At 65.1% G+C, this 13,055-nt stretch carries 16 protein-coding genes; 7 read left to right on the top strand and 9 right to left on the bottom strand.

Annotation, left to right across the window (positions count from 1 at the left end; all coding sequences use genetic code 11):
* Positions 1-6: 6 nt before the first annotated feature.
* From VVD47_RS18510 to VVD47_RS18470, 9 genes are all read right to left on the bottom strand, one after another.
* Positions 7-438 carry a DUF1579 family protein gene (locus VVD47_RS18510; protein WP_327604994.1) on the bottom strand — a complete coding sequence of 144 codons (432 nt, stop codon included), beginning with the start codon at positions 436-438 and terminating at the stop codon, positions 7-9.
* A 143-nt stretch (positions 439-581) separates the two neighbouring features.
* Positions 582-929, bottom strand: coding sequence for a DUF2200 domain-containing protein (locus VVD47_RS18505; protein ID WP_327604993.1), 348 nt, complete (start codon positions 927-929; stop codon positions 582-584).
* A gap of 76 nt (positions 930-1,005) precedes the next feature.
* A complete protein-coding gene (locus VVD47_RS18500; RefSeq protein WP_327604992.1) occupies positions 1,006-1,641 on the bottom strand; it encodes a hypothetical protein in 636 nt (211 codons plus the stop codon).
* A gap of 79 nt (positions 1,642-1,720) precedes the next feature.
* On the bottom strand, positions 1,721-2,179 hold the full coding sequence (locus tag VVD47_RS18495; protein WP_327604991.1) for a GNAT family N-acetyltransferase: 459 nt from the start codon (positions 2,177-2,179) through the stop codon (positions 1,721-1,723).
* Positions 2,180-2,309: 130 nt separating this feature from the next.
* Positions 2,310-2,891 (bottom strand): YdeI/OmpD-associated family protein, encoded by a 582-nt coding sequence (locus VVD47_RS18490; protein WP_327604990.1) that lies wholly within the window; start codon positions 2,889-2,891, stop codon positions 2,310-2,312.
* 32 nt (positions 2,892-2,923) lie between these two features.
* Positions 2,924-3,367 (bottom strand): HIT family protein, encoded by a 444-nt coding sequence (locus tag VVD47_RS18485; protein WP_327604989.1) that lies wholly within the window; start codon positions 3,365-3,367, stop codon positions 2,924-2,926.
* Positions 3,368-3,425: 58 nt separating this feature from the next.
* Positions 3,426-3,956, bottom strand: a complete 531-nt coding sequence (locus tag VVD47_RS18480; protein WP_327604988.1) for an REP-associated tyrosine transposase — start codon at positions 3,954-3,956, stop codon at positions 3,426-3,428.
* 72 nt (positions 3,957-4,028) lie between these two features.
* Positions 4,029-5,015, bottom strand: coding sequence for an SDH family Clp fold serine proteinase (locus VVD47_RS18475; protein WP_327604987.1), 987 nt, complete (start codon positions 5,013-5,015; stop codon positions 4,029-4,031).
* Between the two features lie 123 nt (positions 5,016-5,138).
* Positions 5,139-6,530, bottom strand: coding sequence for an aminotransferase-like domain-containing protein (locus VVD47_RS18470; protein WP_327604986.1), 1,392 nt, complete (start codon positions 6,528-6,530; stop codon positions 5,139-5,141).
* Positions 6,531-6,921: 391 nt separating this feature from the next.
* On the opposite strand from VVD47_RS18470, the gene VVD47_RS18465 reads away from it, so the two are divergent.
* From VVD47_RS18465 to VVD47_RS18435, 7 genes are all read left to right on the top strand, one after another.
* Positions 6,922-7,404, top strand: a complete 483-nt coding sequence (locus tag VVD47_RS18465; RefSeq protein WP_327604985.1) for an MSMEG_0572/Sll0783 family nitrogen starvation response protein — start codon at positions 6,922-6,924, stop codon at positions 7,402-7,404.
* A gap of 1 nt (position 7,405) precedes the next feature.
* A complete protein-coding gene (locus tag VVD47_RS18460) occupies positions 7,406-8,527 on the top strand; it encodes a Nit6803 family nitrilase (protein ID WP_327604984.1) in 1,122 nt (373 codons plus the stop codon).
* On the top strand, positions 8,490-9,563 hold the full coding sequence (locus VVD47_RS18455) for an MSMEG_0568 family radical SAM protein (protein ID WP_327605129.1): 1,074 nt from the start codon (positions 8,490-8,492) through the stop codon (positions 9,561-9,563). Before VVD47_RS18460 ends, VVD47_RS18455 begins: the two co-directional genes overlap by 38 nt.
* A 10-nt stretch (positions 9,564-9,573) precedes the next feature.
* On the top strand, positions 9,574-10,200 hold the full coding sequence (locus VVD47_RS18450; protein ID WP_327604983.1) for an MSMEG_0567/Sll0786 family nitrogen starvation N-acetyltransferase: 627 nt from the start codon (positions 9,574-9,576) through the stop codon (positions 10,198-10,200).
* A gap of 19 nt (positions 10,201-10,219) precedes the next feature.
* The gene (locus VVD47_RS18445; protein ID WP_327604982.1) at positions 10,220-11,221 is read left to right on the top strand and encodes a sll0787 family AIR synthase-like protein; all 1,002 of its coding nucleotides are present in this window, start codon (positions 10,220-10,222) and stop codon (positions 11,219-11,221) included.
* Positions 11,211-12,431 (top strand): MSMEG_0565 family glycosyltransferase, encoded by a 1,221-nt coding sequence (locus VVD47_RS18440; RefSeq protein WP_327604981.1) that lies wholly within the window; start codon positions 11,211-11,213, stop codon positions 12,429-12,431. Before VVD47_RS18445 ends, VVD47_RS18440 begins: the two co-directional genes overlap by 11 nt.
* Positions 12,432-12,698: 267 nt before the next feature.
* Positions 12,699-12,983: an MSMEG_0570 family nitrogen starvation response protein gene (locus VVD47_RS18435; RefSeq protein ID WP_327604980.1), complete on the top strand. Its 285-nt coding sequence runs from the start codon at positions 12,699-12,701 to the stop codon at positions 12,981-12,983.
* The last annotated feature ends 72 nt before the right edge of the window (positions 12,984-13,055 follow it).

Below are 13,055 nucleotides of genomic sequence, written 5' to 3'. Positions count from 1 at the left end.
CCGCGCTCAGGATCGTTCCAGCATCAGCCTGATCCAGGGCTGCCAGCGCCCGCTGGCGCCCTTCAACTCCCATAATCCGCTCAGGCGGTCGCCGTCCTTGCTGAAGCGGCCGTCGAAACGCATCGATTCGCTGTCGATGCGCCAGCGCAGCCCTCTGAGTTCCACAGCATAGAGGCCGGACACACCCTGATCATCGAACGACCGGGCAAAGTAGCCCTTCGTGGCGAGGTCGTACCCGACCACCTCCACCGAACGTGTCGGCTGGTCATCGAAGCGCGCGTCGACCTCATGAAGGATGAAGTGCTTTCCCGGCAACCAGCGATAGGTGTCGGTCGCGCGCAGGACACCTGCCGGACCGGCTTCCGTTGCCAGCACTTCACCCGAGGTGTTCCAGGTGCCGATGAAGACCTCGAAACGGGACATCCTGTTCTTCGGCATGCGCGCACTCCATCGATGGCCACTGCTGCTGTCGGCCGGCCCGACAGCACGTCTCCGGAAGACTGCGCAGCCTCAGCATCGTTCCGCCCCAGCCGCAGCAGCCCGCCGCGCGGTCACCTCGGTCACCTCAGTCACCTCAGTCACTATCGCCGCAGGATCTTCTCCATCGCCTTGCCCTTGGCGAGTTCATCCACCAGCTTGTCCAGCCAGCGGATCTTCTGCATCAGCGGGTCCTCTACCTCCTCCACGCGCACACCGCACACCACGCCTTTGATCAGCACGGTGTTCGGATGCATCGCCGGGGCCTGCGCGAAGAAGGTCTCGAAGTCGACATCAGCCTCAATCTGTCGCTGCAACCCCGCCTGGTCGTAACCGGTCAGCCAGCGGATCAGCTCATCCACCTCCGCCTGCGTGCGGCCCTTGCGTTCGGCCTTCTGCACGTACATCGGATAGACCTTCGAGAACGCCATCGTGAATATTCGATTGGACATCGCCACTCCTTGTCCGCGTCGCTCGGGCATCAACCACACATGCGCATGTCGTCACGCCGCCCTTCAGCCTGACGGCTCAAGCCTGTTCGCTGGTGTCGCACCACACCCGCACCGCATCGGCCAGCGCGCCCTCGCAGCCATGGCGGGTCAGCATCGCAGCACGGGTCTGCGCCATATGGCGAAGAAGCTCCGCCACCGCCTGCCGCTGCACGGGCGTGCACCATGACCGGAAGCCGTTCTCCGCCCCCTCCCAAGCCAGATGCGACAGCAGCTGGTCGGCATACCAGTCCCGGTCACGCCACACTGCCGGCAGCAAGGCGAAACGCGCCAGGGTGGGAAAGAAGTAGCCAATGCCCTCTGCACTGCAGAAGCTGATCGGGTCCCAGCCCGCAGTGCCGAGGTCCTGCCGCTGCAGCGTGTCACGCGTGCGGGCACGCAACGTGTCGTCGTGCTCGCGGCATTCATCGCAGTGCGTGAAGTTGGTGAAGTGCTCGGGCCGCGCCACATCCGCGAACGCCGCATCCACGCTGCGCAGCACATCTTCGTCCGCGGCGTACGTGGGCCACGCTGCCACGCACGACAGCAGGTGCGACACCCACGCTTGCGCCGCCGCCTCCGGGCATGACAGCCGCTCCTTCAACTCCAGCCCCGCGAGCGTCGGCGAGCCCGCCTCCAGCGCGTTCACCACGACATCGAGCACCTCGGTGCTCACCGCCAGTTGCGGTACCGACCTGCCGCAGACCGGGCAAGTGCAGGCAACTACCTCCATGCGCTGCTCCACGACGGTGTCCTCAGTCGCGGCCGGACGACTGCTGCTTGTACACATCCGGCCGCAGGATTTCCATGAACACCTTCGGATTGCCCGGCTCCGTGAAACCGAACTGCCGGTACAACCCGTGCGCGTCCCGCGTCGCCAGCAGGAAGCGTCGCAGGCCCTGCAGGTCCGGATGCTCCACGATCACCTGCACCAGCCACTTCGACAGCCCCTTGCCGCGATGCGCGTCGAGGACGAACACGTCCGCCAGGTAGGCGAACGTCGCCCTGTCCGTCACCACGCGCGCAAAGCCCACCTGCTCGCCCTGGTGATACAGCCCGAAGCACAGCGACCCGCTGATCGCCCGCTCCACCACCGCGCGCGGCACGCCGGGCGACCAGTAGGTCTGCGACAGGAAGGCGTGGATGACCGTGACGTCGAGTCGTGCAGGGTCGGTGGAGATTTCGTAGTCGAGGTACTGGCTATGGACCGGCATTTGCAGGGCACCTGTCGTAGGGCGCAATAACCGAAGGGCATTGCGCCGGATCAACGTCAGTCAGCATACCCGAGCAAGGCCCGACGCCTTTGGCCCACGCACACGCCCAACGCTGTCAGCAAGCCAGCAGTCAGTCGCTGGACGCCCGCGCCGCTCCTTCGAGCGCAGCCACCGCCTTGCCCAGGCGGAGTACCCGCTGCTCAGGGCTGCTCGCCTTCAGCACCGGCAGGATCGCCGCGTACTGCCCGCTCTTGTCGAGCCGGGCAAAGGCCTTTGCCGCGGCCGGGTTCTGTTTGAGCGTTTCCTCGAAATCCGCAGGCACGCTGAAGTCCCGCTGCGGCGCATAGGCCGCGTCCCAGCGCCCGTCCGCTTTCGCCGCCTCGATCTCCCTCAACCCCGCCGCCTGCATCCGCCCCGCTGCGATCAAAGCCTCCGCCCGGTCGACATTCAGCTTCGACCACGGACTCCTTGTACGTCGCGGCGAGTAGCGCTGCAGATAGAACGCATCGTCATGGCGACGCCGCGTGCTGTCGATCCAGCCATGGCATAGCGCCACATCCAGCGCGTCGGACAGGCTCACCGACACCTGCCCCGACCCCGCCTTGGCGATCATCAGCCAGACGCCGGTGGCTTCACCGGCGTGACGCGCCAGCCAGGACTGCCATTCGGTGGCGTTGGCGGGTTCGATTACCTGTTCGTCGGGTTTCGGCATGTCGGGTCTGCTGGGGACTGGAAAGGCACCGGTCAAGCAATCGCCAGCCTGGCGGCAATGGCATCCAGCTCATCTCTCTGCGTCGGCGGAATGAGGTTACCGTCAAAGCGGATGACACCATCGTCAAGGAACGCGTGCTGTCCGGAAACGATGTCGCTTGGATCGTGCTGGGGAACGACGATGAGATGAGCATGTGCCACCCCGAAGCCATGCACCACCATCCCGACGCGCAATGGATCGAACGCCTCCCTCATCCGACGACCCAGCTTCTGTGCCACTACCATGATGTGCGCTGCCAGCGCATCGGGGATGTCGGTGAAGTGATCTATATGCGCCTTCGGAATGACCAGACACTCACCCGCCCGTGTCTGCCGGATGGTCGTGAAGGCGATGATCACGTCGTCCGCATACACGACGCTGGCCGGCGCACGGCCGGCGACGATTTCACAAAACGGACAGGCGCTGTCTATTTCCATAAGGATTCAGGACATCTCGTAGGGCGCAATAACCGAAGGGCATTGCGCCGGATGAACGTCAGTCAGCATACCCGAGCAAGCCTTCCGCCCCACCAGCCCAGTCAGCCGCATAAACGCCCTCCTCGACCAGCCGATGGAAAGTCGAGTGCGGCCAGTCCGCCACCCTCTGCACCAAGCCGTGCTTCACCGGATTGATGTGCACGTAATCCATGTGCGCCGCGTAGTCCCGCTCGTCGCGGATCAGATGCTCCCAGTAACGCCGTCGCCAGATGCCACGCTCGCCACGCTTTTGGCGAACGGCGGAACGACACTCCGTGATCGGTAGCGCCTTGGAGAAATCCGACTTGATGAGCCGCCACCGTTTGGCGAAATCCGTATCGCCCGGTGGTAGCTCGATGACGCAGTGCAGATGCTCCGGCAGCACCACCCAGCCGTGGATGCGGAAAGGGTGACGCGCCCGCACCGCCGAGACGACTTCGCGCAGCAGATTCACGTGCTGGACAAGCAGATGGTTGTCGTGCCGCTCCAGCAGGTTGACGGTGAAGAACCAGGTTCCGCCAGCGTGCCAGGCGCGTCGGTAGTCGGGCATAGGTAGAGCTTACATGCGGCGCAATGCCCTTCGGTTATTGCGCCCTACGCTTGCTACTGGGAAGCACAATTATCAGTCCTGGTCTTTTGATCGAATACTCATTCCTGACGACTCTCCAATAATAGCGAAGAGTTTCTTGTGAAAGGCAGACAACACAATCTCAACAAGATTGAGAAACCTGTAAACTTCATTCGAGAACAAATACTCCGATGTATCCGTTTTTACGATTTCAGGCCCGAGAAGGGTAATGCATTCGTCAGAATCAATAACAAAACCATGATCCTTATAGTGATTGACAAAATGATTAGCCAAGGCACCTGGACTTTGCGTAGAAGGGAGAGTCTTCCCCCGTATAAGTCGCTCAGCATACTGAGCAGCGGACTCGGTAACACGATCAAAATATCCCAGGTCATTCAAATCCAATTTGTTTCCAAGATACTTGGACCACATATCAGATGAACGCGGGAATTTTGCGGAAAGCTCTGCCACCTTATTCAACGCATTAGTGAGACCTAGCGCTGGATAACCTCCGATTTGGGGATCAATGGGGCCGAGCTCGCTCATTAGTCCCATATGTATTTCATCAGCGCCTAGCGCAAGAAGCGTCGCTGCCGACTTCGCTCGCCTAGGCACCGCAACTACGAATTTTTTCAACGAAAGTCGCTTGCAGGTTTTGCTTATTAGATAAGCAGGCTCAATTTTTCCACCAGAGCTTTGGACGACCAGAAGAATGTCTTTCTTCCTATCCGCAGAAGCGGCAGCTTCATAAAGTTCGTTTGAGTGATATGAAGAGATTGAAGCCTCTGGATCAAATAGATACAAAACGTGGTAGTGCGACAAACCATGCCTGTCTGCCAACCGATCTAGGTGATTTCGCACTCCATCCTTAATCTCCTCCTCTGACCCACTCCGCCCCAACCTAACAAGCTCTGAGAAATCGGAGAGGTCAGGGGCTACAGCCTTCTCCTGGGACTCAGTTCCAGGCCCCTCGGCACTCCCAGAATCTTCAGCAGCATTCTCGAACACAGGCCTAAGCGCTTGACCTTCAGTTGTCGCCATTAATAGCTCCTTGGATTGAGGAACAGTTACGTCGCAGCACTTCCACCTATTCCTTCTGCAAAAGAGCATCAGCCGCAGTTGCTCCCAGGGCAATATGCCCCTTCGGGCCAAACGATGAATCCGTCACATGACCGTCGCATGCGGATGCCGCGGATGATCCAGCGTATCCGCAATCAACCTCAACGCCGCATCACACTCCAGCCGCGTCCCCGGTCCGCCGAGGCAGACGCGCACGGCGGCTGGCGGATCGCCATCCGTCGAGAACGCCGCGGCCGCGACGACGCCGATGCCTTGCGTGCGTAGCCAGGACGCGAATTCGACGACGCTCCAGGAATCCCCCACGGGTAGCCACAGGTGGAAGCCTTCGGGCTGGGCTTCGTAGCCGCGGCCGGCGAGGTGGCGGGCGGCGAGGGACTGGCGGGCGATGGATTCGTCGCGCACGGCGTCGAGCATGGCGTCGGCGCTGCCGTCGCGCACGGCTTGGGTGACGATGGCATTGGTGATGGGGGATGCCATGACGGTGGTGGCGCGCAGCGCACCGGCCAGGCGTTGCGCGAGGCGCGCGTTGGGGGCGCTCACGTACGCGGCGCGCAGGCCGGCGCCGAAGCATTTGGAGAAGCCGCTGATGTAGTAGGTGAGTTCCGGCGCGAGTTGCGCCAGCGGCTTGCCGATCTGGCGCGGCAGCATGACGTAGGCGTCGTCTTCGATGATCGGCACGCTGTAGCGCAGGGCGACGTCGGCCAGGGCTTCGCGCCGCGCGCGGGAGATGGTGAGCGTGGTGGGGTTGAGCAGCGTGGGGTTGCAGTAGAGGGCCTTGGGCTGCAGGTGCTTGCAGGCGTCCTCGAAGGCGCCGGCGCTGGGGCCGTCGTCGTCCAGCGGCAGCGCGTGCAGCTTCACGCCCAGCTGCGCGGCGATGGCCTTGATGCCGGGATAGGTCAGCGACTCCACGCAGATCAGCTCGCCCGGCCGCGCGAGTTGCGACACCAGGGCGGTGAGCACGCTGTGGATGCCGGGGCAGATGAGCAGGCGGTCAGCGCTGGCGTCCGGCAGGTAGCGGCGCAACCACTCGGCAGCGACCTCGCGCTCGTCCGGCGTGCCGCCGAAATCCTGGTAGCGCAGCAACTCGTAGTAGTCGCCACTGTTGAGCGCCACCGCCGCACTCTCGTGCAGGCGCGCCAGCAGCGCGGTGTCCTGCGGTTCCGGCGGCAGGTTCATGGTCATCTCTGCACCACTGCCGCCACGCAGCGGCAGTGAAGGCGCGCTGCCGCGCACGAAGCTGCCCATGCCGGCACGCGCGTCGATCAGGCCGCGTTTACGCGCCTCGGCATAGGCGCGCGCCACCGTCGTGTAGTTGAGGCCGAGCTCGGCGGACAGCTCGCGCAGCGTGGGCAGGCGATCACGGGCCACAAGGCGGCCGGTGCGCACGTCCTCGGCGATCAGGTCGGCGATCAGGAGATAAGCCGGCTTGTTGCTGTCGGCGAGCTGTTTGAGCCAGTGCTGGAGGTTGCGGGGCATGGTGGATCAAGCCTGTCGGTCGGATCGATTGATCGCATCAAATCACGGATTTGATCGCATATCAAGTCGATCCGCGCGCCGTTCCGGTGCGTTTTCTGGCTACGCCGATGCACTCATCCGGTGTGCATGCACCGTCTTCCACACCATCGCAGTGCATTGATTTGGTGGACAAACACGTAATGCCGGCGCGGCTTCTGACGTGGATCAGTCGGCACGAAAAAATTTTTATCGCGCGCGACCCCGCTCAGACGTTTTGATTGCAACTTGATCGCATCACATCTCCGACTTGATGGCATGCCTGCTGCTAAAGGGAAAGCGTGCCGGCTGGGCTGCAGAAAGCCTGGCGGCGCGATACCGCAGTGCCCACCTCACACGCAGACGGAGAACAGAGATGCCCAAGGTCACCAAACCCGCCAACGTCAAAGGCGACTTCCTGGTCGATTACGAAGAGAAGGTCTTCGAGGATGTGAAGGCCGATCCCGGCGAGAAAGCGCTGGTCACCTTCCACACCGTGGCCTTCGAAGGCTCCATCGGTTTCGTAAACCTGCTGCAGGCCACCCGCCTGCAACGCAAGGGCTTCGAGACCTCCGTGCTGCTGTACGGCCCCGGCGTCACGCTGGGCGTGCAGCGCGGCTTCCCGACGCTGGGTGACGAAGCCTTTCCCGGCCACCAGAACTTCAACAAGCAGATCACCAAGTTCATGGAGGAAGGCGGCAAGGTGTATGCGTGCCGCTTCGCGCTGCAGGCGTTGTACGGCCACGGCGAAGGCGCGCTGATCGAAGGCATCCGCCCGATCAACCCGCTGGACGTGCTGGACATCATCCTGCTCCACCGCAAGGACAACGCCTTCATCCTCGACACCTGGACGCTCTGAGATGTCGGCCCCCACGACGCCCTTCATCAAGCCGGCGGCGCGGGTGGTCCGCGCCGCGGCGGTGCAGATCGCCCCGGTGCTGGACAGCGCCACCGGCACGCTGGACAAGGTGTGCGACGCGATCGACCGCGCCGCCGCGCAGGGTGCGCAACTGGTGGTCTTCCCCGAGACCTTCGTGCCCTACTACCCCTACTTCTCCTTCGTGAAGCCGGCGGTGGCGATGGGCGCGGACCACATGCGTCTGTACGAGCTGGCGGTCACCGTGCCCGGCCCGGTGACACAGGCGGTGGCCGAGCGTGCCCGCGCGCGCGGCGTCGTGGTGGTGCTGGGGGTGAACGAGCGCGACCACGGCAGCCTGTACAACACGCAGCTGGTGTTCGACGCCGACGGCGCGCTGGTGCTGAAGCGCCGCAAGATCACCCCGACCTACCACGAGCGCATGGTGTGGGGCCAGGGTGACGCCAGCGGGTTGAAGGCGGTGGGCACCGCTGTCGGCAAGCTGGGCGCGCTGGCCTGCTGGGAGCACTACAACCCGCTGGCCCGCTACGCGCTGATGACCCAGCACGAGGAGATCCACTGCAGCCAGTTTCCCGGCTCGATGGTGGGCCAGGTGTTCGCCGACCAGATCGAGGTGACGATACGCCACCACGCACTGGAGTCCGGCTGCTTCGTGGTGAACGCCACCGGCTGGCTGACGGATGAGCAGATCACCGCCATCACGCCGGACACCGGCCTGCAACGCGCGCTGCGCGGCGGCTGCAACACCGCCATCGTGTCGCCGGAAGGCAACCATCTGGCCCCGCCGCTGCGCGAGGGCGAAGGCATGGTCATCGCCGACCTGGACATGAGCCTCATCACCAAGCGCAAACGCATGATGGATTCGGTGGGCCACTACGCGCGCCCCGAACTCCTCAGCCTGCTGATCAACGACCGCCCCGCCACGCCCATCGCATCCATGCACGCAACGAACGCGATGGAAGCCACTACGCAGGAGTCCCGCCATGACACCGACGCCCACCCTGGACATCACGGAAGCCAGCTCCCCGAACGGTCTGCTGACCAATCCCCTGCCAGCGCAGCAACTCATGACGGAGCTGCAGTCGTACGGGCTGCGGCTGCTTGAACCGGACGCCGGCGCCGCCAGCCGGCGTGGTGGCGCGGGGCCGTCCGACCACAAGGCTGTGACGGTCGACGGGCACACCATCATGGTGCCGGTGCACACCGGCAGCGCGCGCCACTCACCCTTCGTGGCCGGCGCGCCGGACGCGTCGGGGCGCAGCACCATCACCCGCAACGCGATTCCGATCGCCAGCGTGGCCTTTCCGAAGCAGCCGCGCTTCTACGCGCTGCAGACCTTCGACGGCATTCCGTACTCGCACATCGCCACGCTGCACAGCCGCGACGTGCTGGCCACCACGGTGCTGCAGCACTGCATCCGCTACGACCACCGCGACAGCGCCTGCCAGTTCTGTGCCATCGGCCAGTCGCTGGCTGGCAAGCGCACCATCCCGCACAAGACGCCGGAGCAGCTCGCCGAGGTGGCGCGCGCTGCCGTGCTGCTGGACGGCGTGAGGCACATGGTGCTCACCACCGGCACGCCGCCAACGTCGGACCGTGGCGCGAAGATTTTGTGCGACAGCGCCTTCGCCATCCGCGCAGCGGTGGACCTGCCGATCCAGGGCCAGTGCGAACCGCCCAACGACGACCAGTGGTTCGCGCGCATGAAAGCCAGCGGCATCGACACCCTGGGCATGCACCTGGAGGCGGTGACGCCCGAAGTGCGCGCCCGCATCATGCCCGGCAAGGCCACCGTGTCGCTGGCGCGCTACATGAAGGCCTTCGAGGCGGCAGTGGCGGTGTTCGGCCGCGGCCAGGTGAACACCTACATCCTCGCCGGCCTGGGCGACACGCGCGAAGCCATCCTCGCCATGTGCGAGAAGCTGGTCGCCATCGGCGTCTATCCCTTCGTGGTGCCCTTCGTACCCATCAGCGGCACGCCGCTGCAGGACCACCCTGCCCCCACGCCAGAGTTCATGCGCAGCGTGCTGGAACCGCTGGGCGCGATGGTCACCGGCGGCGGCCTGCGCGCGGCCGACATCAAGGCCGGTTGCGGCAAGTGCGGCGCCTGCTCGTCGCAATCCACCTACGAAGCCGCGTGAGGAGATAGCCATGCTCTGCGAAGCCATCGAGAAGTTGTACGTCGCCGACGCCCTGCTGCCAGACGACGAACATCCGCCCGCCGCCTTCATGCCGTCCGCCTTCATGCCGACCGAATTCCGCATCAAGTGGGTGACCCAGGACTGGGAGGCGCGCGAGGCACACAAGCTGCGCCGCGCGGTGTTCTGCATGGAGCAAGGCATCTTCGTCGGCGACGACCGCGATGCCATCGATGATCGTGCACAGCTGCTGGTGGCACTCACCTGCGTCGCCGGCATGCCGGACCAGGTGGTCGGCACCGTGCGCATCCACGACGAATCGACGGCGGCGCAACCAGACCTCTGGTACGGCTCGCGCCTCGCCGTGCATGCGGCCTTCCGCAAGCATGGCCGGCTGGGTGCCACGCTGATCCGCCTGGCAGTCACCAGCGCGCATGCGCTGGGCTGCCGCACTTTCCTCGCTCACGTGCAGAGCCAGAACGCACCGCTGTTCCGCCGCCTGCACTGGGATACGCTGGCCGAGGAAACGCTGCTCGGGCGGCCGCACACGCTGATGCAGGCGGACCTCGCGCACTACCCGCCCTGCTTCGACCCGAAGAGCGGCTTCGTTACGCAGTCGTCCACGCGCGTGGCGGCCTGAACGGTTGATCTGCACAACCATGAACACGCTCAGCGAACTCGTCAGCCAGTTGCGCGACAGCCGCGGCTTCCAGCACAAGCGCGACATCGGCGACATCGCCGCCGCGCTGGCGGCGTCGCTCCCCGGCGGCCTGCAGGACACCGCGCAGGCGGTGGCACTGGGCGATGACTGCGCCGCGATTCCCGATGGCGCGGGCGGCTATCTGCTGTTCGCCATCGAGGGCATGACCGAGGACTTCGTCGCGAAGATGCCCTGGTTCGCCGGCTACAGCGGCGTGATGGTGAACATCAGCGACATCGCCGCGATGGGTGGCCGCCCGCTGGCGGTGGTCAATGCGTTGTGGAGCGACGGCATGGACCCGGCCGCCGAAGTCATCCGCGGCATGGCCGCTGCGTCCACTGCTTACGGCGTGCCCATCGTCGGTGGCCACAGCAACAACCGCAGCGCACGCGGCCAGCTCGCCGTCGCCGTCCTCGGTCGCGCGCAGAAGCTGCTGTCCAGCTTCAACGCGCAGCACGGCGACGTGCTGATGATGGCGGTAGACCTGCGCGGCCGCTTCGAGGAACCCTACCCGTGGTGGAACGCCTCCAGCCACGCACCGGCAAAGCGCCTGCGCGACGACCTCGCCCTGCTGCCGCAACTCGCCGAGTCCGGCCTGTGCGACGCCGCCAAGGACATCAGCATGGCCGGTTGTGTCGGTACTGCGATGATGTTGCTGGAGTGCTCGCAGGTCGGCGCATGCATCGACCTCGACGCACTGCCCATCCCCGACGGCGTGCCGCTAACGCGCTGGCTCACGGCGTTTCCGAGCTTCGGCTTCGTACTGAGCGTGCGGTCGGAGAAGGTGGATGCGGTGCGTGAATTGTTCGCAGCACGCGACATCGCCTGCGCCGCCATTGGCGAGGTGCTGTCAGGCTCGCGTGTGGTGCTGACGCAGGGCGACGAGGAGTGCCTGCTGTGGGATTTCGCGCTGGATTCCTTCATCGGCGAGCGCAGGCCGGAGGTGCGTGATGCAGCCTGAGACACCCTCGCTGCGCATCGCCCTCCTCACCCACTCCATCAACCCACGCGGCGGTGTGGTGCATACGCTGGAACTCGGCCAGGCGCTGCACGAGGCCGGCCACCAGGTCACATTGCTGGCGCCCGCAAGGCCCGGCGAGCGCTTCTTCCGTGACACGCCCTGCGAGGTGTCGCTAGTGCCGATCGGCGCGACGCCGGCCTCGGTGGTGGACATGGTCGCGCAGCGCATAGCCGCCTACGTCGCGCACCTGACGGCACTGCTGGCCCACCGCGAGTTGGAGCATTTCGACATCCTGCACGCACAGGACAGCATCAGCGGCAACGCACTGGCGGTGCTGAAGCAGCAAGGCGTGATTCCGCACTTCGTACGCACAGTGCATCACCTGGACGATTTCGCTGACCCGCAGCTCGCGCAATGGCAGCGCATCGCCTGGCAGGAGGCCGACAGGGTGCTGTGCGTCAGCCGCCTGTGGTGCGAGGCGATGGCGCGCGACCACGGTGTGCAGCCACAACAGGTCGGCAATGGTGTGGATGCGGTGCGCTTCAGCGTAGAGGCAAAGCCCGGCGACGCTGAAGTACGCCAACGCCTCGGCCTGCGGGACGGCGACGCCGTGGTGCTGTCAGTCGGCGGCGTCGAGGCTCGCAAGAACAGCCTGCGGCTGCTGCAGGCCTTCATGCAGTTGCGTGCACGTGTGCCGACTGCTCGTCTCGTGATCGCCGGGGGCGCCAGCCTGCTGGACCACGACGACTATCAACACGCCTTCCGCGAGGCACTCGCCACCAGCGCACTGCCACCGGATGCCGTGCTGCTCACCGGTCCGCTGGCGGACGCCGACATGCCCGCCGTGTTCCGCAGCGCCAGCGTGCTGGCCATGCCGTCCCTGCGCGAAGGCTTCGGCCTGGTCGTGCTGGAAGCACTGGCCAGCGGCGTGCCGGTGGTGGTCTCGCGCATCGCACCGTTCACCGAACACCTGGACGACAGCCTGGGCCAGTGGGCCGATCCGCAGTCGGTGGACAGCATTGCGCAGGCCCTGCAGGCCGCGCTGGGTGCGCCTCGCGGCAAAGCGCTGCGCATGCGTGCGGCCGGCCTGCTGGATCGCTACGCGTGGTCGCGCAGCGCGCAGCGGCACGTGGAGATCTATCGCGGGCATCTCGAACGTGCCGCGACGATGAACGGCGAGGCGCGTGTTCCCCAGGAGGTTCAGGCATGAGGCTGTTGTCTTCGCTCCGATGCGCTCCCTCACTCCCGCTCGCCCCACCCCTCCGACGAGTTCGTAGACCGCCCTTCGACAAGCTCAGGGCACGAGGCTTCGATCACGCACGGCCGTTGGCTGCGGTCCCTGAGCCTGTCGAAGGGGTCGAAGCCAACTTGCCGAAGGGTACGAAGCCAGCGCACCGGAGCCACAGCAACGGTCCGTCGGAGGGTTGCTTCGCGAACCCACCCAACGAAAACCATTCCTCCACAGGTAACGAACGCCATGCCCGAAATGCACTTCCGCGTCCGCTGGCCGGACGACAGCGAGAACGACTGCTACTCGCCCTCGCTGGTCATCAAGGACTACTTCACGCCCGGCCAGCACTACCCGCTGGCGGACTTCATGCAGCGCAGCCGCGAGGCGCTGAACATCGCGTCGGAACGCGTGCGCGCCAAGTACGGCTTCGCCTGCTCGTCGGCGATGGACCAACTGGCGCGACTGGAGGCCACAGCGGCGCGATTCGCGCAGCAGCCGGATGCGAGCGTGCAGGTCGTGAGATTCGATTGAACGCCATGCGCCCCGCAGATATAGACCTTCCCTCGCCACGCGCCGTTCGCGCAGGAACGTCCGTTGCGCGGG

The organism is Uliginosibacterium sp. H1 (assembly GCF_036017065.1).
In the GTDB taxonomy this organism is placed as follows: domain Bacteria; phylum Pseudomonadota; class Gammaproteobacteria; order Burkholderiales; family Rhodocyclaceae; genus Uliginosibacterium.
This window is presented reverse-complemented; position numbering and strand designations above follow the sequence as displayed.